Genomic DNA, 21554 nt, shown 5'->3' with positions numbered 1-21554 from the left:
TCACTGATCAACGCCAACAGCGGCCTCTCGCGACGACTCGCGCGAGGCCAGGAAATCTCGTTCATCCGCGGCACCTTACTATGACTGACGCACCTACCTCCGCAGCGACCGGCCTACCCACAGATCCCGCGGGTGCCACCGGGGTTTTATCGACCTGGTTTTCGGATTTCCGCCTGGCGCACGCGCAGCCATTTGGTCAGTTCATAGCCGGAACGCGGCTGGCTATGTATCCCGGCAAGAAGAACATGCTTCAGCGGCTATTCCTTGCTTGACCTGGCTTCCTTCAGATCACTCACTCGCATTGCTCCTTGATTGCGTCAACGCGCACGCGGAATGACTATGTTTTTTTTGACATAGTCAAAAAACCGTGGCACTATGTATTTTTCAACATACTTGATTTACCGTATTCCCGGGGCAGCGACTGCGCCAGGCGTCGCTGCGTTGACCGGGTGTAGCCAGTCCGCCGTGTCGGCAAGACCTCGCCGATCGCCACCGCCGGCGTGGGGGCTGCCGCCGCCGCCGCTGCTGTGCTGGCCAACCCAGAGCCGCATATCGGCAAGATCTACGAATTGACCGGCCCCCAGTCGCTGACGATGGCCGAGCTCGCGCAGGYCGGCCAAGGGCCAGGTATCGGAGGCAACCGCGGCCGCGCACTGAAGCGTCCTTTGCGCATGAGGTCATCTGCGGTGAGGAACACACAAAGGAGGTGAACAAGCGACGACTCGTCGAATGACAGAGCTGAAATCTTGAAGAGAGCGACCAGAGCGGATCCCTACACGCCGATGTCGTTTCCCGCAAAGGCATTTCACTGGAGGAGAGACATAAATGATGAATAAAACAAAGATCGCGCTGATGGCGCTGTGTACCGTTTCGGCGGCCGCGCACGCGCAGTCGAGCGTGACCTTGTATGGTGTGGCGGACACAGCGATCGAGTACGTCAGTCATGTGGCCAGCAAGAACCCGACCGTCAATGCAACGACCGGCGCGGTGACGCAGCAGCCGGGTGGTGGGCGCGCGGCGCTTGTTTCCACCGGCGGCTTGTCAGGTCCTCGTTGGGGGCTTCGTGGGGTGGAAGACCTGGGTAGCGGCTTGCAGGCGCTCTTCATACTGGAGAGCGGCTTTGGTCTCGACACTGGTATTTCGGCACAAGGAGGGAGATTGTTTGGTCGCCAGGCTTTTGTGGGATTTCAGAAGGCGGGTTTCGGCAAGCTAACCTTCGGTCGTCAATACTCGACGATGTTCGACGCCTTGGCCAGCTTCGACCCACTTGCATATGCGCCACTATATGAACCGTCGAACGTGCAACTGGGCCCAGCGACACGACAGGACAATATGATCAAGTATGCGATCGACTTCGGCCCTCTGACGGCCCAGGCTCACTGGAGCTTCGGCACCGGTTTCGGCACCCTTGGCGTGACTTCGCTGACCGCAGGAGGGGCGGGCGAAACCCCCGGCCATTTCCGTGACAACAGCGCATATGGTGCTGCGCTGACTTATCTCTCGGGTCCTTTCGGTGCAACCCTCGTCTACGATCAGTGGAATCCGGCGGACACCGTCGGCAATGCAGGAAGAGTTAAAAAGGCCGCTGTTGGCGTCAGCTATGCCGTTGGCCCGGCAAAACTCACGGGCGGTTATCGCTGGGGCAACAGCGAGAACTCTCTCGGCATAACGCTCCAGCGTGACGATTTCTACTGGATGGGCGTGAACTATCAGGTGAGCACGGCGCTTGCGCTGAGCCTCGCGTATTACTATGACAACATGAAGACACTGCGAGTCACTCCATCAGCGCCCGCAGTCAATCCGCCCGATCCGTGGCAAGTCAGTTTCATGGCCGACTACAATTTTTCGAAGCGCACGGATGTCTACCTGTCGATGGCCTATGTGAAGAATGCCGGACTGAATTTCGACTCTGCGGCGACGGGCTATGCGATTGGCTATCCACTCGCCCAGGGGAACAATAACCAGGTCGGCGTCGCCGCCGGCATTCGTCACAAGTTCTGAACTGCAATTGTCTCCATCCTGGTGAGCGTTTCATGGCTTTGCCGGGAACTCATGGCCCTGCCTCACGGCATTGGGCCTTTCTTTGGGGTGATCGTACTTTCCGTGCGAAAAATGGCGGTAATTGGGCTCGCAGCCGCCTGCAGCAAGCCTTTCCTGCGGACTGAGTCGCGCGTGATCGTAGCATTTGTTAGTACTTGATAGATCGGCACTTTCCGGGCCAAACCGCCAGAAAATGCACGGAAAGTACGATCACCCCGTGTTAGGCGCTATGGGTGTAATGGTCCGGTCATTACCGTCTTGACGCGATGCAGGGAGTTGCAGGGAGGGTCGTTAGGGAAGCTATGTCGAGTGTATGCGGTCATTCGACAGCATCTGGCACTGAGCAATCAGGCAGAGAGCTAGGTTTGCCCGTCCATGAACGTGGACACCTATGTCAGAGCACAAGTCAGAAGTATTGGACGGACTGGTTTTCGGTCGCGAGCGGGACGGACGCCACTGTAGGTATGTCGCACTGGCTGAGCGGGGCTTCTCCTCAGTTGGTGGCATTTACCTAGGCATTGTCAGTCAGTACCGACTCCACTAGAAGGGGGATGCATGACGCACTCGACGTATTGCTCGTGGTCAACCGAGTCACCGCCTGCCGCCAGCAGGGATGCGGAGGAAGAGTTTGAGATCGCGACTCGGGCCGCCAGAAACGAGCTGAAGCGGGAGAATGAACGTTCGGATTCAGAGTTCTACAAGGCACTTAGATACACTGCACCGGGGGATCTGCAAGCGATCGCGAATGCGCAGGCGATCTACGCGCAGGCTTTAGCGGTTGCGAGTGGAAACTATCACAACGCGCTCGCGAATGCTGAACGAAAGCGCCTCTGTGCCACTTCAATCAAAGAGGCAGCGCTGACCGATAGTAGGGTATCGTCTGCTACCCTGGGTCCGTTGAGTGACTTGGTAAAACGGCTCGCAATGCAGCAGGCTGCGGCATTCACCGCTCGATTCTTCCGCGTCCGTCGTACCAATACCAACGCCGCAAACGGGGCGGACGGTAAGCGGCCAGCGAACCTGTCTTGATGCTTGCCATTGCCCTTGCAGTCGTGGGTCATGGTGGCCGCGCGCCCATTCTTTAGCGGCAGCCCAGGCTGTCTGCGATCCAGCGCTTGCACCTGCCTCTTCTCGTCGCAGCACAGCGCCAGCGCATGCTCGGGGTGGCCACATGTACCGGCCCACGATATCCTCAAGCTCTCGACGAACTTCCGATCGCGTGAGACCTTGTACTCCCGCCGCCGACGACGCAGTCCCTCAACTGTCAACAACCGTTCCATCGTCCTTAAGACCGGGCGCAGGCCTGCACGCTGCTCGTCTACGTCGACGATGCCACGAGTCGCATCATGGATCTGCGCTTTACCCACTCGGAATCGACCTTCACGTACTTCGCCGCAACACGGGCCTACCTGGAGCGCCATGGCAGGCCGGTGGCGTTCTACAGCGACAAGGCCAGCGTGTTCTGGGTCAACAAGCCGAGTGCGACCTGTGGTGACGGCCACACCCAGTTTGCCCGGGCCCTGTTCGAACTGAACATCGAGGGGATCTGTGCCAACAGCAGCCAGGCCAAAGGACGTGTCGAGCGCACGCATTTGACGCTGCAGGACCGGCTCGTGAAGGAACTGCGTCTGCGCGGCATCAGTACGATGGAGGCAGCCAACACATTCATGCCGGAATTCATCGCCGACTACAACGCCCGCTTTGCCAAGGTGCCGCGCAACAGCCACGACGTTCATCGGCCGCTGCACCCGGATGAGAACCTGGACCTGATCTTCACCTGGCGCGAACCGCGCTGCGTGTCCAAGAGCCTGACGATCCAGTACGACAAGATGCTCTACTTGCTTGCCGACACGCCGGAGCATCGCAAGCTGGCGGGCCGTTACATCGACGCTTATCACTACCCGGATGGACGAATCGAGCCGCGGGCGAACGGCACTGCCCTTCCCTACGCTATCTACGACCGATTGTCGGAAGTCGATCAAGGTGCGATCGTCGACAACAAGCGGCTCGGACACGTCCTGCAGATGGCGCAATACGTTTAGGAGAAGCGTGACAGCCGTCGCTCTCAGGCTGTGCCAAGCACCGATGGGACACCGCGCAAACGCGGACGGCCACCCGGCAAGAAGGCGCAACGATCGCTGGATCAGAATGACATGTTGGAAGCGCTGCTGCGCTTGCAGAAGCAGTCATGCCCGCTCAATGGACCGAGAACTAACGGTCGTGGGAGAGGAGCGCTCCGATGCCGAATATTCGCTGACCGGGAGTTCCCTGAAGAGTTGCTGGTCACTAGTCGCTTCTCTGCTTTTTCATTCCAAACGCTGAACCGAGCACGGTACCAATGGCGAAGAGCCCAATGGCAGGCAGGGTAAGCATAAGCAACAGGCCAAAGATCCACGTTAGCGCTTCCCACCTATTCAGGCCGGAGAGCACTAAGCCAAGTACTAGAACCGCGATCGCTCCCATCCCTATCCACCTAGATATGTCTTTCCTTTCTCTTGGACGTTTGCTTCGAAGAAAGCCATAGATAACACCAAGAGCAACCATCAGCAGAATAGCTATGTCGGAAGAAGCCAGGGTCTACTCTCCTCTATTGCTGCAAGCGTTCTTACTTGGGTAACCAGATGTTTGTGTTGAGCATGGCAGCGTACAACTTGGTGCGCATGCGCTCGCTGGGACAAATCCGTCCGCAGTTCCAGTAATCACGGTAATGAGGCCAGAAACGGGCGCCAAATGTTCGAAAAGTCGATGAAGGGACGCGCAGCTTCCGGATTGTGAAAAATAGCGAACACATCAGCCTTACGGAGGGAAGCCTCGCCGCTTGTGCGGTAAGTACTTCAGCAACCTGCTAGGCCCAATTCCGATTTAACCCGATCACGTTGCTTCATCGCTCAACGCGCTTCGTATTTGCGCTGTGCCGGAAGAGGGTCTGGCACATCCTCCGATTCGTGGCTGGCCAGCCTGAGTGTCGAGAAACTATGAAGGTGACCTTTGTAGTATTCCTTCGTATCGGCTACATTGAGGAGATGAACACCACCGAGAAACACAGTGATACGGATGCCGCACGCGCCTCGGTGCTTGCTGCGGACCTTCGTATCCTGATCGGCCAGCTGAAGCGGCGCCTGCGCGAAGAAGTGCATCCGGGAGCGCTGACCTGGTCCCAGATGGCGGTACTTGGCCGCCTGGAGCGCGATGGCCCTGCCACAGTGACAACCCTTGCGCGGGCCGATGGTATGCGGCCGCAGTCGATGGGCGCCACGATCGCCGTGCTGGAGGCCTCGGGGCTTGTGACCGGCACGCCGGATCCGTCCGACGGACGGCAGAACATTTTGTCGATCACGCCTGCCTGCCGGGAAATGATCCTTGCCACGCGTGCGGCCCGGGAAGACTGGCTATACCGTGCCATTCGAACGAGACTCGCGCCAGCCGAGCAAGACGACCTTGCGGCCGGCATCGCGTTGCTCAAACGGCTGGTCGATGCGTAACCGGCCCCTCCCCGCGCCCCACTCCGGGCTCCCCGCAGTCCCTATCCACCAAATATCCACCAAGCGAAAACGCCATGGCCGCCACCATCCTCGATCGAAAGACCGCCCTCGTCGCCATCGATCTGCAACAGGGAATCGTCTCCCTCCCTGTCGCGCACCCGGTCGACGTAGTCGTGAGGCATGCCGCGGCGCTGGCTGCCGCATTCCGCAGCCATGGCTTGCCAGTAGTGCTGGTCAACGTTGCCGGGGGCGCGCCGGGCCGGGCGGAACAGGGGCGCAGACTTGGCGATCTTCCTGCAGGATGGACCGATCTGGTGCCCGAGCTGAACCGGCCGCCGGATGACCACACGGTCACCAAGCGGACCTTGGGGGGCGTTCACGAATACGGACCTCGAGGCGTATCTCAGGAAGTAGGCCGTCACGCAGGTTGTGATTGCCGGTATACGGGACATCGCAGCGGTGCACATCGAGCCGGTTCCAGCCATGCTCTCGTGACACTTGTTGTAGAAGACGAGGCGCGCCCGCAGGTCCATTTGACCAGCAGGCACCAAGTGTCCCTGACTGTCGCAGTACGGGGCCGCAGGTGCTACCATCACGACCAGCGGTAGCGCCGGAGAGTCTCCGCCTGGCGCCAGTCGGCGCACAGACCCAGCTTTTGCGCAGCTTTCCCGCGCAATTCGCACAGTGTGGCGATCAACGCGTCGTTTGCATTGATTGTTTCGGGCAACTCGCTCCCGCTGCAGCCCACATCCGCGGCTCTGACGAACACACAGGGATTCGCCACATCGCCCAAAGTTGCCTCGATCGACCGGCCATCTTCCATTGCGATACGGTCGACTGGTCGGCCGGTGGGCAGCACGTGACCGGTCTTAGCGCCAGTCGTGGCGCGGTAATCCATGAAAATCTCCGCGCCTGCGCCTGGTACTCGCGCTGAATCCCTGACGGCGGCAGGTCCTCGGCGCGGAAGTACAGCCCCTTGCTAGTGCCGCCGCGCATCAGTGTGCATTCGATTGCGACTTGCTCGTCGTCATTCTGCTCGGGTGACGTTTGTCTCCTTTGTTGTGTGCCGTCGCAGCGGGCGGCGACCGCCGGCCGCGCCGCAAGGTGATTCAATCTGGGGCGACCGGATCCCAGATCCAAGGTCGCGCGAGGCGGTCTCTAGCCTGCCACGCGGCAATGCCGTCGCGCCTGCGCAGCGTGTAGCTGAGGTCATCGAGTCCCTCTAGAAGTGCGGCGCGCTTGAGGGCATCCAGCGTGAAGGACAAGACGGTGCCCGCTGGGAATGCGATCTGCAGGGTGCGCAGATCTACTTTCACCGGCGCACCAAGTGCTGCTTCGCGCGCCAGCGCCTCCAGCGAATCGCGCTGCAGGGTGACTGGAAGCAGTCCATTCTGGAAACAGTTGGCGTGGAAGATATCGCCGAAGCTTTCGGCGACCACGCAGCGCACGCCGCTGTCGGCAAGTGCCCACACGGCGCCCTCCCGGGAGGAGCCGCAGCCAAAGTTTCGGCCTGCCAACAGAATGGGGGCGCGTCTAAATGGCGGCCGATTGAGCACGCAATCTGGGGCTTCCGTGCCATCTGACCGTATTCGCAGCGCCTCCATGGCGCAGGGACCGAGCTCGCCCCTTGTGGCTGTCGAAAGGTGCTCGATGCGGATAATGGTGTCGGTGTCGACATTGTCAAGCATCAGTGGGACTGCGGGACCCCGTACAGTAGTGAATGGCTCCATCTGTTAGATCTCCATAGACTAGAGTTGGCGAGGATCGGCGATCTCGCCGGCCAGAGCGCTGGCGACAGCTGTCGCCGGGCTCGCCAGGTGGGTGCGCACCCCCGGACCCTGACGGCCGACGAAGTTGCGGTTGGAGGTGGACACGACGCGCTGACCCGGCGCAGCGGTCTCACCGTTGGCCGCCACGCACATGCTGCAACCCGGTTCGCGCCATTCGAAGCCGGCGGTGCGGAACGCTTCGTCGAGCCCCTCGGCCCGTGCCGCGCGACTGACATCCTCCGAACCGGGAACGACCCAGGCCTCGACGTGGGGCGCCACGTGTGCGCGGCCCAGCAGCACCGCGGCGGTGCGTAAGTCTTCCAGACGCGAATTGGCGCAGGAGCCAATGAAGACACGATCGATGCGCTGGCCTGCTAGTCGCGCGCCCGCTTCCAGCCCCATATAGGCGCGGGCATCGCGCCATGCTTCGCGCCGGGACGGGTCTGCCTCCTCGTCGTCAAATGGCACGATGCTGTCAACAGCAGTCTCCTGCTCGGGGCTTGTGCCCCAGGTCACCTGGGGAGCCAGCCCGGCAACATCAATAACCTCTTCGTGGTCGAAGCTTGCACCTGAATCCGTGCGCAGCGTGCGCCAGTGCGCTACGGCTTGGTCGAAGATGGCCGCTGCGGGCGAGAAGCGGCGGCCGGCAAGATACGTGAATACCTTCTCGTCTGGTGCCACCAAGCCAAAGCGAGCTCCCATCTCGATGGAGAGATTGCAGAGCGTCATGCGAGCTTCAACCGACAGTGCTTCGACCACCGGGCCGGCATATTCGGCAGCGTAGCCAGTGCCGGCAGCAGCCCCGAGCTTGCCAATTGCTTGCAGGATCATATCCTTGGCGGTCACATGCGGCGGCAGGCAACCGTCGAAACGGATACGCAGGTTGCGCGGCTTGCGCTGCATCAGCACCTGAGTAGCCAGCGCATGGGTGAGCTCAGACGAGCCCACGCCGAAGGCTATCGCGCCAAGTGCGCCGTTGGTGCACGTATGACTGTCTCCGCAGATCACCGTAGCGCCCGGCTGCACAATTCCTAGTTCCGGCCCCATCACGTGCACGATGCCTTGGCCGCTGACGCCAAGGGGGAAGAAGCGGATGCCATGCCTGCGAGCGCCGTCCTCCAGGCGACCGCACAAGGGCGTGGTTTCACTGCTGCGGCCAGGTGCGCTTGACACAGTGTGATCGGGAGTGGCGAAGCTTAGTTGCGGCTGTGCCGCTAGCAAGCTACGTGTCTCCATTTCCTGAAGGCTGCGCGAGCCAGACATATCGTGCAGCAACTGACGATCGATGTGCAGCAGCGCCCAGCCTTCGTCAAGTTCCTCAACTACGTGAGCCCGCCAGATCTTGTCGAACAAAGTGGTCGGTTGGGCGGGAGAATAGGTTGAAGCGTCCTTCATTGCCTCTCCTCGTCGGCAGGGTCGCGGAACTTTGTGCGCAGCGCATTCCATTCGTCAGCCCCAAAGCGGCGAAAGCGCTCCGCCACTGGCATGACGTTAGCCGATACAGGTGGCTTACGCGTTTCGCGCAGGCCACGCAGGGTCTGGTCGCAGGACTCCATCACAGCGCCAATCAACAAGCTGGGCAGGATCGCCAGACGGTAGCCCAGTTCCTCTGCGACATCGAGAGACAGATCGGGTGTCTTGCCACCGCGTACGATATTGAGCAGGCAAGGGCCTTCGACACGACGCGGGATTAACGCCAGCTCCTCCATGCTTTGAGCCGCCTCGACAAACGCCATGTCGGCACCAGCGCGCAGCGCGGCGTTTGCTCGGTCTATGGCTTCGTCGAAGCCCACGACCGCGCGCGCATCTGTGCGCGCGATGATCACGAAGTCAGGATCGGTGCGTGCTGATACTGCAGCCCGTATCTTCGCCACGAACTCCTCGCGAGAAACAATCTCCTTGCCGTCTAGGTGGCCACAGCGCTTGGGTGCTACCTGATCCTCAATGTGGAAACCGGCTACGCCCGATCGTTCGTAGTCGCGAATAGTCCGCGTAACGTTTAATTCGTTGCCGTAGCCAGTGTCGGCATCGGCAATCACAGGAATAGACACTGCTTGGGCCACCACTCCCGCAGCTTGTGCCATCTCAGTCTGAGTCAGCAAACCGAAGTCTGGGAAACCGCGGGAAGCCGAGACGCCGGCGCCGGTCATGTAGACCGCATTGAAGCCTGCTTGTTCGATCATGCGAGCCGTAATGCCGTCATACCCGCCGGGTGCTGCAAGCAACGCATCGCAAGCAAGTAACGCTCGGAGTTGCTTGCGAGCGGAAAGAGATGAAGTCATATGAGGGTTTCCAGGGTTGATGGCAGGAGCTTTGTGATCTCGAAGGCCCGGAACGACGCGCGGCTCGTCCCTATCACTCAGTGGTTCTAAATATATAACGTCCTATAAGTATAATGATGTGAGGGTGGTACTATTTTTCTTTTTCGCTGGAAGGTACGAATGAATCTTGAGGCCGGAAGTGGCGCATCCCGTGGAGCAGGCTTGCCGTTGCATCAGCAACTGTTCGTGGTGTTGCGCGAGCAGATCATGCGCGGCCTGTACCCCCCGGGCGCCACCATCCCGAACGAAGCACGCCTAGGTGACCTGTTTAAGGTTTCCCGCATCACGGTGCGCCGTGCGGTTGCCGACTTGGAAGCAGAGGGACTAGTAGAAAAAAAGCAGGGACTGGGCACTTTTGTCCGCCAAGACCTGCCCCCCCAGCGGCCGGCAGCGACACTGGGCTTTGTAGACTCGCTGCGCAAGCAGGCGCAGGCCACGCAGGTGACCGTGCTGAACCTCCATGCGAGGGCCGAACCGCCCCCCGTGGTCGCGTTGCAACTGCAACTAGAGCCAGGCGAGCGCGCGGTACACGCTGAGCGGCTGCGCTCGACTGAAGGGCATCCGGCGATGATCACCGACGCATGGGTGCCGGAACGGCTCGGCAAGGGGATCACCCGAGCCAAGCTTCAAAAGAAGGCCCTCTATGAGATCCTGATGTCCCAAGGCGTCCGCTTCGGGAGGGTGGTGCAGGAGATCACCGCGGTGCCCGCCGATCCCCACTACGCTCGACTCCTGAACGTTGAGGTAGGCTCGCCTTTGCTGCGCATGACGCGGCTGCTATACGACGTCGATCGTCAGCCTGTGCAGCATCTAACCATTCATTTGTCGCCCGAGCGCAGCCGCGTCCTTATGGACGTGCCAATCGAAAGCGTGAACACACTTGGTGCTGGGCAAATAGCCCACGACGCTCCGATGCCACCCGTGTGAGCCGTGCAATTCCCCCTCGGCGGCAGCGCCAGCAGGGGCGACGGTGCCTTCAGCTCATGGGCTCAGAACGTAACTTCTCAATAAAGCGGGGCAAACGGCACCACGCGGCTCAGGTGGAGAGAGCGATGCGCTGTTCGAGGATGTGGGGAAGGAGGCGAACGTGATTGGTGTGTGAGATGCGGTCGACCAAGTAGTCTCAGAACGAGATTCGCAGCTTTCGACAGGTCTTCTTCAAGCTCGAGAAGGTGTCACGGCATTGACGACCGAGTTCGCTGCGCGTGCCGCCACTGATCTTCTGCTTTTTGACGTGGTCGCGAATATCGCGTTCACTGCCGTTGGTATGCAGTGGGATCTCGGGGCGTTCAAGCACCAAGAGCAGCTCGGATTTGTTCTTGTGAATGCGTCTGAGCAAACGGTCCAGCGTCGCGTTGGGCTTACCCGAGGGGCAAATGATGTTGTAGAAGGGCATTACCGTCTCCGATGTCGTCATTGGTATCCAGATTCTCGGTCCAGGTCACCATCACGGCAATCGCCGACGATTCAATGGATTGTTTTATGGAAGTAAGTCAGTATGACTCCCGTCGCAGCGAGGCTGGCCGCCGCGGGGAAGTAAGCGCGGGTTAGCATTGCTGCCAGAGCCGCATTGAGTGTGGCAAAGCCGCCACTCAACGGTTCGTTTCCAACGCGGAGGCCAGCATGGAAGACGATAGCACGCTGTATGTGGGACTGGACGTTCACAAGGACTCGATCACGGTTGCGTACGCGATCGGCATGGGCGACGTGGAACTCCTGGGCAAGATCGGCACGACACAAATGGAATTGGACCGGCTCTGCAAGCGTCTGCAGGCGAAATCGAGGCGCATCTGCGTGGTCTACGAAGCTGGTCCCTGCGGCCGCGGTCTCCACCGACGATTGGTTGAAAAGGGATTCGACTGCATGGTGTGCGCACCGTCATTGATCCCGCGTAAGCCGGGCGATCGCGTCAAGACCGACCGGCGTGACGCGATCAAATTGGTGCGTTCGCTGCGGGCGGGCGATCTCTCCGCTGTGCACGTACCCGCCATAGAGGACGAAGCGTTTCGAGACCTGGCCCGCGCCTGGTCATCGGCCAGGGAGGACCTGAAGCAAGCGCGGTGCCGATTGAAATCGTTCCTGCTCATGCACGGCGTGCACTACCTCGGTCGTCCAGACTGGGGCCCGACACACCGACGCTGGTTGAGCACGTTCACATTCGACAGCGGCTGGCAGCAGCTGGCGTTCAACGAGCACCGCCGCACGATCGAGGAACGGATTGCGCAATGCGAACGGCCGGAAGTGGCACTGCGTGAAGCCGTCGTCGACTGGCGATTCTATCCCGCTGTGCTGGCCTTGCAAGCAATGCGCGGCATCCAGTTCACCTCGGCGGTCGGACTGGTGTCCGAACTCGGCGATCTGTCGCGTTTCGAACGCCCGCGACAGCTGATGGCGTGGCTCGGCGTGACACCGTCGGAACACTCATCTGGTGGCAAACGACGGCAAGGCTGCATTACGAAGACGGGCAACAGCTATGCAAGAAAACTACTGGTCGAGTCGGCATGGAGCTACCGGGACCCGGCACGCGTATGCGTCGATATCCAGCGCCGACATGAAGGCATACCCAAACCTATTATCGATCGGGCATGGGACGCGCAGTTGCGGTTGTGCCGCCGATACCGCAAGCTCGTAGCCAGAGGGAAGAGCGCGCACGTTGCAATCGTCGCTGTGGCTCGCCAAGGAGACACTGATCCCGCATTGAGTCGCGCTTCTCGATTCAACACCCCGACTATCTGTCAGATCGAGTCCCAGCTAATACACATTAGCCGACCTGCGTAGTAAGAAAGCGGCAGGCTCATGAGACGGAATGAAATGAACGTCCCCCACCCATCGCCGGTGAGGAATGCAGGAGGTGGCTCCTCACGGGCCGACGGCATCAGAGTGCCCAAGATGGGAGATCATGACAATTTCCCAAGGCAAACCGGAGCATCCAAAATGAACTATGCGACAGTCGGCGTGGATATTGCCAAGAGCGTGATGCAGTTGCACTGGGTCGATCCGGACACCGGCGAGATCGTCAACAAGGCGATCAAGCGGGCGGCGTTTCTTGAGCACTTTGCGAATCGCGCTCCATGCCTGGTCGGCATGGAAGCATGCGGTGGTGCGCAGCATTGGGCCCGACGACTGATCGCGATGGGGCATCAGGTAAAGCTGATACCCGCGAAGTTCGCCAAGGCGTTCAACATCCGCAACAAAAATGACGCGGCCGATGCTCGCGCGATCTGGATAGCCACGCAGATGCCCAGCAAGGCGGTCGCGGTGAAGACGGAGGCCCAGCAAGCCGTATTGGCACTGCACCGGATGCGGCAACAGAAGCTCAAGTTTCGTACGATGCAAATGAACAGCCTGCGCGGCCTGCTGACCGGATACGGCGAAGTGATGGGAAAGACTCGAGCGGCGCTCGACAAGGCAATCCCGGGCGTGCTGGAGAGGCTCGCCGGTCGGCTGCCCACAATGCCGATCGATTCACTGCGCGAACAGTGGAATGATCTCGAGAATCTCGACAAACAGATCGCCGACATCGAGAGACGCTTGCAGACATGGCTGAAAGATGACAAGGCCTGCAAAGCCATAGCTGCTATACCAGGTGTAGGTCTTCTGACAGCGACCGCGGCTGTCGCAACGATGGGCGATCCGAAGTCATTCGCGTCCGGCCGAGAATTCGCGGCGTGGCTTGGCCTGGTGCCGAAACAGGTGGGTACGGGCGGGAAGGTTGTTTTGTTGGGAATCAGCAAGCGAGGGGATACGTATTTGCGAACGTTACTGATTCACGGGGCGCGCAGCGTTCTATCGCATGCGAAGGATCCCGGCCCATGGGTCGCTCAGATCCTTAAACGGCGGCCCTCCAATGTAGCCATCGTAGCAATAGCCAACAAAATGGCGCGCACAATCTGGGCGGTTCTCGCTCACGGTAATCCGTATGAGAATGGTTACGTGAGCGTAAGGCCGGCATGATCATTTTCTGCTGAGCAGAGGAATAACTTTTTCCAGGAGTGAGACGTCGAAAGTTTGCGGTGGCAATCGTGTGTGATGACAAGACAGGTCGGACCGGGACTCGCCAAGCCTGGATTACAGAGAGAGCTTTCAGCTCGTCGGCGGAATGAGGCGCGAGTCAGCGGATTTCATCGGGGCCCGCAGCGAAATAGGCTGCAAAAAGGCCGAATGTAGAGCTGCAACCATCCTGTCAGTCAGAACAAACGAAGACCTTCGCAAACGGGGGACGTTCATGTAGACCTCTGTAATGCGGCAACCAACCCGCGAATATCAGCGTGATCCACCGTCGAGTGTTACTGCTACGCCGCCCTCAGGAAGTTCGATAGCAACCATGAACATAACGATCAAAACCGATTCCAATTGACACCGGGAGTCATATCAACGTGGGATGTCTATGCTGGCCGCGCGGCATTTCAAATGCTCTTCGAGCATGCTTGATACATGGCAAACGACAGCCTTGCTACGCCCACGGTCGGAGACCACAACTTCATAGGAATCTGTCGAAAGCTCTATGCGCTGGTCCGGCAGCAAAATTCTGAATCACGACCTGGACGCGAAAGCCGAGCCCCGTCTCGCTTGAGTTATGTGACTAGCTTCTTGATGGCCTCCGGGGTATGACTTCGCCGCCTGCCTGCGCCACCGCAACGGCGATCGTTTCCTGGTGGACATCCAAGCCCACGTACTTGCTAAACTTGTCCATGACCTGCCCCCTCAATTGTGGCTCTGGGCCTTGGTTTAACCCACCTCAAGCCTAATCCACGCCGCTTGAGGTGCGGCAGGTCAATACATTCTGTCTAGACGCCGTGCAGGCCACGGATGCCCGCGAACACCAGGTCGAGCGCCTGGCTGGTAAGCTGCTCACGGCTCACCTTTGGGGCGCCTAAGGGATTGATCCTGTTCTCGATGATCAGCGTCGCCACGCCGTGCATGCACATCCACCCAATGCGCGCCACCTCATGCGCCTTGGCCTCGTCAGCCTTGCCCCGAGCGGCCAGGTAGCCCGCGGCGGCGTTGGCCACCATGTGATAAGACTGGCTGGCCGCTTCATTGAGTTCCGCGTGCGTTTCAGGCGAACGGAACTGCGGGGCGAACATCAGGTGGAACAGCGTGGGATGAAGCGTTGCGAAGGCCACGTAGGCCGACAGCAGTTCTCGCAGGCGCTGCTCGGCCGACATGTTGGGACGCAATCGCGAGAGGCGGTACTCCCCGAGGTCGCGGAAGCCGCTGGCCGCGATRGCCGCAAGCAGCCCTTCCTTGTTGTTGAAGTGGTGCTTGGGTGCCACCTGGGACACGCCCACCTCGCTGGCAATGCGCCGCAAGCTCAGTTCGGCCAGGCCGACCTTGCTCAGTAGCTCCTTGCCGCAACGCACCAGGTCTTCGCGCAGGTTGCCGTGGTGGTAGGGGCGTGGCGCTGGTAAATCGCACTCCTTGCTGGCTCTGGCGGCTCTGGCGGCTTTGGCGGCCCCGGGAACGCGCTTCACCTTTACGGGGAGGGCCGTAGCGGCCGCCTTCTTCTCTGCCTTGCGCGCCGCGCCGGTTATCGCGGCCCGATCGGCAGCCTTCGTTCGGGTTTTCTCATTTTCCATGGCTGCAATCTTAACAGTCCATCAGACTACGCTGAATTGCCGATTGCCCTCATGAATTAACATCGTTAACATAGAAGCCGTCTGCTGCAATCCCTTAGGAAAGATCCGCATGCCCTCCTACGAAGCCCCGTTGGCTGAATTCCGCTTCCTGCTGCAGGAGGTTCTGGCCTATGAAGAACGCGTCGCCTCGCTGCCTGGCTGCGAGGAGGCGACCATGGACCTCGTTATGCCTGTGCTGGAAAGCGCCGGCGTGTTCGCGCGCGAGGTGCTGCTGCCGATCAACAATAGCGGCGACGACGAAGGCTGCACGCGCCAGGACGACACGGTGCGAACGCCGCGCGGCTATGCGCAGGCGTACCAGGCCTACCGCGATGCCGGCTGGCCCTCCCTGGCGGGGGATCCGGCCTACGGCGGGCAGGGTCTGCCAATCACCCTGTCGACCCTGGTGCGTGAAATCATCGGCGCGGGCTCGATGGCTTTCGGCATGTACGGCGGCCTGTCGCAGGGCGCCTACCGTGCGCTGCTGGCACACGGCTCGGACGCCTTGCGCAAGCAGCTGTTGCCGTTGCTGGTAGACGGCCGCTGGACCGGCACCATGTGCCTCACCGAGGCCGATGGCGGCTCGGATCTCGCGCGGCTACGCACGCGTGCCACGCCGGCCGCAGACGGCACCTACCGGATCAACGGCAGCAAGATCTTCATCTCGGGCGGCGATCACGACCTGGCGGAGAACATTCTGCATCTGGTGCTCGCGCGCCTGCCCGACGCACCCGCGGGCACCCGGGGGATAAGCCTCTTCCTGGTACCCAAGAAGCTGCCGCGAAGCGACGGTACCGCCTTGCCGGCGCATGGCGACAACGGCGTCTCCTGCACGTCCATCGAGCACAAGATGGGCATCCGTGCGTCCGCCACAGCCGCGCTCGCCTTCGACGATGCGCTGGGCTGGCTGGTGGGCGAGCCGAACGGCGGCCTGAAGGCGATGTTCACGATGATGAATTCGTCCCGCATCGGCGTGGCCGTGCAGAGCATCGGCGTCGCCGAACTCTCACTGCAGAATGCGCGCCTCTACGCGCTGGAGCGCCGCCAGGGCCGGGCACCGGGCGGCGTGCGCACGGCGGGCGAAGGCGCCGACCCCATCGTGCAACACCCCGACGTGCGCAAGAACCTGTTGACGATGAAGGCCCTCACCGAAGGCGCGCGTGCCCTGTACACGAACGCGGCGATCGGGCTGGACATTCGCAGCCGCCATCCCGATCCGCAAGTGCGGGCACGTGCGGAGAACCGCCTCGCGCTGCTCACGCCGGTGATCAAAAGCTTTCTCAGCGATAGCGCGGTGGAGGTGACCCGTCTCGGTATGACGATCTTCGGCGGGCATGGCTACATCCACGAAAACGGGATGGAGCAACTGTTGCGCGACGCGCAGATCGTGCCTCTCTACGAAGGAACCAACGCGATCCAGGCACTGGATCTGGTGCACCGCAAGCTGTCCCTCGAGGAAGGCAAGGTGGTCGCAGACTGGCTGGAAGAAGCCATTGCGCTGGTGAGCCAACATGAGAAGCAGGCCGAGTTGCGATCGCTCTGCGAGGCCTTGGCCATCTCGGCGCGCCACCTGGAGGATTCGACCGTGCTGATGCAGCGGCGCAGCCGCGAGGACGCCGTAGCCGCCGCTGCGGCCGCGAGCGACTACCTCCGCCTGTTTGGCCTGGTGGCACTCGGCGTTGCCTGGTTGCAGATGGGTGCCGCCGCCCTCGCTGCCAAGGGCGACGAATCCCCTGCCTTCTATGCCGGCAAGATCAAGACAGCGCAATTCTATGGTGAATACCTGCTTGCGCAGACCGGCTCGCTGCGCCTGGGCATCCACGCGAATGCCTCGGTGCTGATGGGCCACACCACCGAGGAATTGTGAGGACCGGAAGCTCCGGCCAGCCGCTTGCCTGAGGTCTCGAAGCTGAGAGACCGGCGGCCCGCGCCGTCGGTCTTCCTGGCCTGCCTGAGTCGATGGATCTCAGTAGATCTCGAACAGGCCTGCAGCACCCATGCCGCCGGCGATGCACATCGTCACGACGGCATACTTCACGCCGCGGCGCTTGCCCTCGATCAGGACATGGCCCGCCAGGCGAGCGCCCGTCATGCCAAAAGGATGGCCAATCGAAATCGCGCCACCGTTGACATTCAGGATTTCGTCGGGAATACCCAATCTGTCACGGCAGTAGATGGACTGCGAAGCAAAGGCTTCATTGAGCTCCCACAGGCCGATGTCCTGCACCTTGAGGCCGTGCCGCGCCAGCAGCTTGGGCACCGCGTAGACCGGGCCTATGCCCATCTCGTCAGGCTCCAGGCCCGCCACCGCCATGCCGCGGAAGGCGCCCAGCGGGGTGATGCCAGCGCGCGCAGCCTCGCCCGCCTCCATCATCACGCAGGCCGAGGCACCGTCGGATAGCTGCGATGCATTGCCGGCGGTGATGAAGTGCTCCTTGCCGCGCACCGGTTCGAGCTTGGCCAAGCCTTCGTAAGCGGTACCGGGGCGGTTGCAATTGTCGGCTTCCACCGTCACTTCACGGCGAGTCACGGCGCCGGTCGCCTTGTCGGTGACGGACATGACGGTTGTGCACGGCACGATTTCCGCCTTGTAGCGGCCTTCGGCCTGCGCTGCAGCAGTCCGCCGCTGGCTTTCCAGCGAGAAGCGGTCCTGCGCCTCCCGGCTGATGCCATAGCGTTTCGCGACGATGTCGGCGGTCTCGATCATCGACATGTAGAGATCGGGCTTGTACTCGGAGATCCAGCCGTCTATGCCATTCTCGCCATCCTCGCGGGTGCGGATGCGTGAGATGCTTTCCACGCCGCCGGCGATCATGGCTGGCACACCCTCGCTGACGATGCGGCCCGCCGCGATGCTGATCGCATTCAAGCCCGAAGCGCAGAACCGGCTGATGGTAGTACCGGCGATGCCGATCGGCAGGCCTGCGCGAACCACGGTCTGGCGCGCCACATTACGGCCCGTGGTGCCCTCAGGATAGCCGCAGCCCATGACCAGGTCCTCGATCATTGCCGGATCGATGCCGGCGCGATCCACCGCCGCGCGCACGGCGAAGGCGGCCAGCGTCGGGCCATCGGTGATGTTGAACTCGCCTCGGTGCGATTTGGCAAGGGGCGTACGTGCAGTGGAGACGAAGACGGCTTCTCGGGTCATTTCAGTTTTTCCTTTCCGGCAGGAGGTTGAATGCCGATGTTAACGCTAGTAACATAACTTCCGCAAGTTACGAAAGATGGCCTGCGAACCGAGGTATCCCTCAAGCCTCAAAGGCCAGGGCGCAGACAGCACGGTCTATCGAGCACTAGCGTAAATCCTTATTTTTCTATAAATTAACACCGTTAATATATAGTACGACATGGTCACCGGACCAGCATGAAGGAACTTCGAATGGAACAGTCAGTGTCGGAACTGTCGAGGGCTGAGATCTACAAGCTCATGAACTGCATGATCGTGCCCCGACCCATTGCATGGGTTACGACGATTTCGGACGAGGGTCTTGTCAACCTCGCTCCCTTCAGCACCTTCAACATCATTTGCTACAACCCGCCGCTGCTGGGCATCAACATGGCCTTCAACGTGGACGGGTCACGCAAGGACTCCGCGCGCAACGCCATCGCCAACCGCGAACTGGTGGTACACATCGCCGACGAAACCCAGGTCGATGCGCTGCACGCCAGCGCTTTCCCGCATCCGCCGCACATCAGCGAGGCCGACCTGCTCGGCCTGCCCCTGCTGCCCAGCGTGGACATCTCGGTGCCGCGGCTGCGCGATGCACCGCTGGCCCTGGAGTGCAGGTTGTCGCAGACCATCCAGTTCGGCCCCACCTCGGACTTCATCGTGGCCGAATTGGTCCGCATCCATTCGCGCGACGGGCTGATTAACGAAAACAAAATCGACAGCAAGGTGTTGCGTCCCTTGTCCCGGCTGGCCGGCCCGGTCTACGGCGCCATTGGCCCTGTGATCGTCAAGGCCCCCGCCGGCTGAGGCCGCGCAGGCAGCAATGACGCGACATGGCCGCAATGGGGGTGCAGCCGTTTGACGAAATCAAGTCAGATGGCATCGCACCCGTCCGTCGGTCATTGAACCCCTTGCAGCCGCGCAGCGCTCATGGCTTGCTCGCGAACACGGGCTTGCGCTTTTCCGCGAAGGCCAAACGGGCCTCGGCGTGGTCTGCGCTGCGGATGCAGGTGCGCTGGTACTCAACCTCGCGCTGCATCTGCACGCCGATATCGTTCTGGAAGGCCTGGCGCAACAGCTGCTTGATGAGCGTGTGGCTGAGCTGCGCGCCGCCCGCGAACTTCTCTGCCACGGCCTTGACCTCGGTGGACAGCGCATCGTCGCTGACGCACTTCCAGACCAGCCCCCATTCGGCCGCGGTCTTCGCAGGCAGCCGCTCGCCCAGCAGCATGAGCCCCGCCGCCCGCGACTTGCCAACCATGTGCGGCAGGAACCAGCTCGAGCCCAGGTCAGGCACGAGACCGATGTTGGCGAAGGGCTGCAGGAAGTAGGAGGACTCAGCCGCGATGACGATGTCACAGGTCAGCGCCAGGCTCATGCCGGCACCGGCCGCGGGGCCATTTACAGCGGCGATGGTGGGAATGCCGAGCGACGCGAGCAACTGGTAGGGAGGGATGAAATAGTCGCGCAGGAACTCGTCAGGGTCGCCCGGGTTGAGGCCGACGCGCTCGGCTGTCAGGTCGACACCCGTGCAGAAGCCGCGCCCCGCGCCGGTGAGAACGAGGCAGCGGACATCGGGCGAGCCCGCTACCAGCTTGAGCGCCGCGCGCAGTTCGACCAGCATTTGCATCGAGAGCGCGTTGAGCGCGGCCGGCCGGTTGAGGGTCAGTGCGGCGATGCCGTCGGCGACAGTGAGGGAAAGGGTGTCGTAGTTCATGCGCTTGCTTGCTCCATTGGCGATAGGCCGTGTGTATCCGCCGCGCCCAGGCGCAGCGGCGCGCCGGTCAGGCTCTGGAGCCGCTCGAAGCTGACGCCCCGCGCGAGTTCGCGCACCGTCAGTCCGTGCGGGCCGACGTCAATCACCGCGAGCTCGGTGTAGATGCGCTTGACTACGCCCGCCGCGGTGAGCGGATAGCTGCAGCGCGGCACGATGCGCGGCTTGCCGTCCTTGGTGCAATGTTCCATCAGCACCCATACAGCGCTCGCGCCGGCGGCCAGGTCCATCGCCCCGCCGACTGCCGGCAGCTTGGTGTCGTTGCCGGTCGACCAGTTGGCGAGGTCGCCGTTGGCGGCGACTTCGAACGCCCCAAGCAATGCGTAGTCGATATGGCCCCCGCGGATCATCATGAACGAGTCGTTGTGATGAAATATCGACGCGCCCGGCAGCAGCGTGACGGGCAACTTGCCGGCGTTGATCAGATCCGGGTCTTCCTGTCCGGGTGCTGGTGCGGGGCCCACTCCCAGCAGGCCGTTCTCGCTGTGAAAGATGATCTCGCGCCCGGCCGGGATGTGGTCGGCCACCATGGTGGGCAGGCCGATCCCGAGATTCACGCATGCGCCTTCGGGAAGGTCGGCGGCGACCCGCTTCGCGATTTGCTGACGAAGGTCCGAGCTCATGCTTGGCTCCATACGCGGCTGACGAAAATGCCCGGCGTGACGACCTCTTCGGGCCCGATCTCCCCGAGCGCGACTACCTCACGCACCTGCGCGATGGTCAGCGGCGCAGCGGGCGCCATCACCGGCGCGAAGTTGCGCGCCGACAGGCGATAGGTCAGGTTGCCCCAGCGGTCCGCGCGATCGGCCCGGATCAGGGCCACGTCACACTTGAAGGGCTCTTCATAGACATGGGTCTGCCCGTCGATCTGGCGCGTTTCCTTGCCCTCGCTGAGTTGCGTGCCGGCGCCTGTCTTCACGAAAAACCCGCCAATGCCCGCCGCGGCGGCGCGGATGCGCTCGCTCAGCGTGCCCTGCGGCACCAGTTCCAGCTCGACCTTGCCCTCCGCGTAAAGCGTGTCGAATACCGATACACCAAGGGTACGTGGAAAGGAACACACGAGCTTGCGGACCCGGCCAGCCGCCAGCAGCGCACCAAGTCCCGTGTTGCCGCCGCCGGCGTTATTCGTGATGATGATGAGGTCCCGGGCACCCTGCGTCACCAGCGCGTCGAGCAGCGCATGCGGCGTGCCGGCATCGCCGAATCCGCTGACGAGGATGGTGGCGCCATCGCGGATGCCCTGCACCGCGGCTTGCGCATGGTGGACGATCTTGTCGATCATTCTCTTGTCTCGTTGAATGTGGAGAGTACCCGGCGCCATCGACATCCGAGCGGCAAGTTTTATCTTAACACCGTTATTTTTTATGCACATCATGTC

At 61.5% G+C, this 21554-nt stretch carries 17 protein-coding genes and 5 pseudogenes; 10 read left to right on the top strand and 12 right to left on the bottom strand.

Going from position 1 to position 21554, the window contains the following annotated elements:
• The first annotated feature begins 828 nt into the window (after positions 1–828).
• Together AC1DQ3_RS17275 and AC1DQ3_RS17270 are read left to right on the top strand one after the other, a co-directional pair.
• Positions 829–2001, top strand: a complete 1173-nt coding sequence (locus AC1DQ3_RS17275) for a porin (RefSeq protein WP_477121386.1) — start codon at positions 829–831, stop codon at positions 1999–2001.
• A 594-nt stretch (positions 2002–2595) separates the two neighbouring features.
• A complete protein-coding gene (locus AC1DQ3_RS17270) occupies positions 2596–3069 on the top strand; it encodes a hypothetical protein (RefSeq protein WP_477121388.1) in 474 nt (157 codons plus the stop codon).
• A 5-nt stretch (positions 3070–3074) separates the two neighbouring features.
• Here the strand turns inward: AC1DQ3_RS17270 and AC1DQ3_RS17265 are convergent.
• Positions 3075–3275, bottom strand: a pseudogene (locus AC1DQ3_RS17265) (IS630 family transposase); the annotation flags it as partial.
• Between the two features lie 57 nt (positions 3276–3332).
• On the opposite strand from AC1DQ3_RS17265, the pseudogene AC1DQ3_RS17260 reads away from it, so the two are divergent.
• From AC1DQ3_RS17260 to AC1DQ3_RS17250, 3 genes and pseudogenes are all read left to right on the top strand, one after another.
• Positions 3333–4250 (top strand): annotated as a pseudogene (locus tag AC1DQ3_RS17260) (ISNCY family transposase); the annotation flags it as partial.
• 813 nt (positions 4251–5063) lie between these two features.
• The gene (locus tag AC1DQ3_RS17255) at positions 5064–5522 is read left to right on the top strand and encodes a MarR family winged helix-turn-helix transcriptional regulator (RefSeq protein ID WP_477121385.1); all 459 of its coding nucleotides are present in this window, start codon (positions 5064–5066) and stop codon (positions 5520–5522) included.
• A 74-nt stretch (positions 5523–5596) separates the two neighbouring features.
• Positions 5597–5933: pseudogene (locus tag AC1DQ3_RS17250) on the top strand (isochorismatase family protein); the annotation flags it as partial.
• Positions 5934–6013: 80 nt separating this feature from the next.
• On the opposite strand, the pseudogene AC1DQ3_RS17245 reads toward AC1DQ3_RS17250, so the two are convergent.
• The 4 genes and pseudogenes from AC1DQ3_RS17245 to AC1DQ3_RS17230 all read right to left on the bottom strand — a co-directional run.
• Positions 6014–6420 (bottom strand): annotated as a pseudogene (locus AC1DQ3_RS17245) (PrpF domain-containing protein); the annotation flags it as partial.
• A gap of 211 nt (positions 6421–6631) precedes the next feature.
• Entirely contained in the window at positions 6632–7252 is a 621-nt protein-coding gene (leuD, locus tag AC1DQ3_RS17240; RefSeq protein WP_477121382.1) for a 3-isopropylmalate dehydratase small subunit, read from the bottom strand.
• An 18-nt stretch (positions 7253–7270) separates the two neighbouring features.
• Positions 7271–8686 (bottom strand): 3-isopropylmalate dehydratase large subunit, encoded by a 1416-nt coding sequence (locus tag AC1DQ3_RS17235; protein WP_477121381.1) that lies wholly within the window; start codon positions 8684–8686, stop codon positions 7271–7273.
• Positions 8683–9573 (bottom strand): isocitrate lyase/PEP mutase family protein, encoded by an 891-nt coding sequence (locus tag AC1DQ3_RS17230; protein ID WP_477121380.1) that lies wholly within the window; start codon positions 9571–9573, stop codon positions 8683–8685. Before AC1DQ3_RS17230 ends, AC1DQ3_RS17235 begins: the two co-directional genes overlap by 4 nt.
• A gap of 159 nt (positions 9574–9732) precedes the next feature.
• Here AC1DQ3_RS17230 and AC1DQ3_RS17225 point away from each other — a divergent pair, with 159 nt between their 5' ends.
• Positions 9733–10539 (top strand): GntR family transcriptional regulator, encoded by an 807-nt coding sequence (locus AC1DQ3_RS17225; RefSeq protein ID WP_477121379.1) that lies wholly within the window; start codon positions 9733–9735, stop codon positions 10537–10539.
• Between the two features lie 196 nt (positions 10540–10735).
• Here the strand turns inward: AC1DQ3_RS17225 and AC1DQ3_RS17220 are convergent, their stop codons facing one another.
• Entirely contained in the window at positions 10736–11008 is a 273-nt protein-coding gene (locus AC1DQ3_RS17220; protein ID WP_477121378.1) for an IS66 family transposase, read from the bottom strand.
• 227 nt (positions 11009–11235) lie between these two features.
• On the opposite strand from AC1DQ3_RS17220, the gene AC1DQ3_RS17215 reads away from it, so the two are divergent.
• The gene (locus tag AC1DQ3_RS17215; protein ID WP_477121377.1) at positions 11236–12390 is read left to right on the top strand and encodes an IS110 family RNA-guided transposase; all 1155 of its coding nucleotides are present in this window, start codon (positions 11236–11238) and stop codon (positions 12388–12390) included.
• 156 nt (positions 12391–12546) lie between these two features.
• Complete coding sequence (locus AC1DQ3_RS17210) at positions 12547–13566, top strand: IS110 family RNA-guided transposase (RefSeq protein ID WP_477121376.1); 1020 nt, start codon at positions 12547–12549, stop codon at positions 13564–13566.
• Positions 13567–14189: 623 nt separating this feature from the next.
• Here AC1DQ3_RS17210 and AC1DQ3_RS17205 read toward each other — a convergent pair.
• Together AC1DQ3_RS17205 and AC1DQ3_RS17200 are read right to left on the bottom strand one after the other, a co-directional pair.
• Positions 14190–14305 (bottom strand): annotated as a pseudogene (locus tag AC1DQ3_RS17205) (IS110 family transposase); the annotation flags it as partial.
• A gap of 94 nt (positions 14306–14399) precedes the next feature.
• The gene (locus AC1DQ3_RS17200; RefSeq protein ID WP_477121375.1) at positions 14400–15191 is read right to left on the bottom strand and encodes a TetR/AcrR family transcriptional regulator; all 792 of its coding nucleotides are present in this window, start codon (positions 15189–15191) and stop codon (positions 14400–14402) included.
• A 109-nt stretch (positions 15192–15300) separates the two neighbouring features.
• Here AC1DQ3_RS17200 and AC1DQ3_RS17195 point away from each other — a divergent pair, with 109 nt between their 5' ends.
• Entirely contained in the window at positions 15301–17097 is a 1797-nt protein-coding gene (locus AC1DQ3_RS17195) for an acyl-CoA dehydrogenase family protein (protein ID WP_477121374.1), read from the top strand.
• A 99-nt stretch (positions 17098–17196) separates the two neighbouring features.
• Here AC1DQ3_RS17195 and AC1DQ3_RS17190 read toward each other — a convergent pair whose 3' ends face one another.
• The gene (locus AC1DQ3_RS17190; RefSeq protein ID WP_477121373.1) at positions 17197–18381 is read right to left on the bottom strand and encodes an acetyl-CoA C-acyltransferase; all 1185 of its coding nucleotides are present in this window, start codon (positions 18379–18381) and stop codon (positions 17197–17199) included.
• A 231-nt stretch (positions 18382–18612) separates the two neighbouring features.
• Between AC1DQ3_RS17190 and AC1DQ3_RS17185 the strand changes: the two genes are divergently transcribed.
• Complete coding sequence (locus tag AC1DQ3_RS17185; RefSeq protein ID WP_477121372.1) at positions 18613–19209, top strand: flavin reductase family protein; 597 nt, start codon at positions 18613–18615, stop codon at positions 19207–19209.
• 121 nt (positions 19210–19330) lie between these two features.
• Here the strand turns inward: AC1DQ3_RS17185 and AC1DQ3_RS17180 are convergent, their stop codons facing one another.
• Genes AC1DQ3_RS17180 through AC1DQ3_RS17170 form a run of 3 tightly spaced genes read right to left on the bottom strand, consistent with a single transcriptional unit; the run spans position 19331 to position 21458 of the window.
• Complete coding sequence (locus AC1DQ3_RS17180) at positions 19331–20119, bottom strand: enoyl-CoA hydratase-related protein (RefSeq protein WP_477121371.1); 789 nt, start codon at positions 20117–20119, stop codon at positions 19331–19333.
• The gene (locus tag AC1DQ3_RS17175) at positions 20116–20799 is read right to left on the bottom strand and encodes a 3-oxoacid CoA-transferase subunit B (protein ID WP_477121370.1); all 684 of its coding nucleotides are present in this window, start codon (positions 20797–20799) and stop codon (positions 20116–20118) included. The genes AC1DQ3_RS17180 and AC1DQ3_RS17175 overlap by 4 nt, the downstream gene beginning before the upstream one ends.
• Positions 20796–21458 (bottom strand): 3-oxoacid CoA-transferase subunit A, encoded by a 663-nt coding sequence (locus tag AC1DQ3_RS17170; protein ID WP_477121369.1) that lies wholly within the window; start codon positions 21456–21458, stop codon positions 20796–20798. The genes AC1DQ3_RS17175 and AC1DQ3_RS17170 overlap by 4 nt, the downstream gene beginning before the upstream one ends.
• Between the last annotated feature and the right edge of the window lie 96 nt (positions 21459–21554).

Source organism: Cupriavidus sp. 01T418 (genome assembly GCF_056398885.1).
This window is presented reverse-complemented; position numbering and strand designations above follow the sequence as displayed.

Bases quoted from the DNA above. Each gene is read 5' to 3' on its own strand.
- AC1DQ3_RS17275 (WP_477121386.1), top strand. From the start codon at position 829: ATGAATAAAACAAAGATCGCGCTGATGGCGCTGTGTACCGTTTCGGCG.
- AC1DQ3_RS17270 (WP_477121388.1), top strand. From the start codon at position 2,596: ATGACGCACTCGACGTATTGCTCGTGGTCAACCGAGTCACCGCCTGCC.
- AC1DQ3_RS17255 (WP_477121385.1), top strand. From the start codon at position 5,064: ATGAACACCACCGAGAAACACAGTGATACGGATGCCGCACGCGCCTCG.
- leuD (WP_477121382.1), bottom strand. From the start codon at position 7,252: ATGGAGCCATTCACTACTGTACGGGGTCCCGCAGTCCCACTGATGCTT.
- AC1DQ3_RS17235 (WP_477121381.1), bottom strand. From the start codon at position 8,686: ATGAAGGACGCTTCAACCTATTCTCCCGCCCAACCGACCACTTTGTTC.
- AC1DQ3_RS17230 (WP_477121380.1), bottom strand. From the start codon at position 9,573: ATGACTTCATCTCTTTCCGCTCGCAAGCAACTCCGAGCGTTACTTGCT.
- AC1DQ3_RS17225 (WP_477121379.1), top strand. From the start codon at position 9,733: ATGAATCTTGAGGCCGGAAGTGGCGCATCCCGTGGAGCAGGCTTGCCG.
- AC1DQ3_RS17220 (WP_477121378.1), bottom strand. From the start codon at position 11,008: ATGCCCTTCTACAACATCATTTGCCCCTCGGGTAAGCCCAACGCGACG.
- AC1DQ3_RS17215 (WP_477121377.1), top strand. From the start codon at position 11,236: ATGGAAGACGATAGCACGCTGTATGTGGGACTGGACGTTCACAAGGAC.
- AC1DQ3_RS17210 (WP_477121376.1), top strand. From the start codon at position 12,547: ATGAACTATGCGACAGTCGGCGTGGATATTGCCAAGAGCGTGATGCAG.
- AC1DQ3_RS17195 (WP_477121374.1), top strand. From the start codon at position 15,301: ATGCCCTCCTACGAAGCCCCGTTGGCTGAATTCCGCTTCCTGCTGCAG.
- AC1DQ3_RS17190 (WP_477121373.1), bottom strand. From the start codon at position 18,381: ATGACCCGAGAAGCCGTCTTCGTCTCCACTGCACGTACGCCCCTTGCC.
- AC1DQ3_RS17185 (WP_477121372.1), top strand. From the start codon at position 18,613: ATGGAACAGTCAGTGTCGGAACTGTCGAGGGCTGAGATCTACAAGCTC.
- AC1DQ3_RS17180 (WP_477121371.1), bottom strand. From the start codon at position 20,119: ATGAACTACGACACCCTTTCCCTCACTGTCGCCGACGGCATCGCCGCA.
- AC1DQ3_RS17175 (WP_477121370.1), bottom strand. From the start codon at position 20,799: ATGAGCTCGGACCTTCGTCAGCAAATCGCGAAGCGGGTCGCCGCCGAC.
- AC1DQ3_RS17170 (WP_477121369.1), bottom strand. From the start codon at position 21,458: ATGATCGACAAGATCGTCCACCATGCGCAAGCCGCGGTGCAGGGCATC.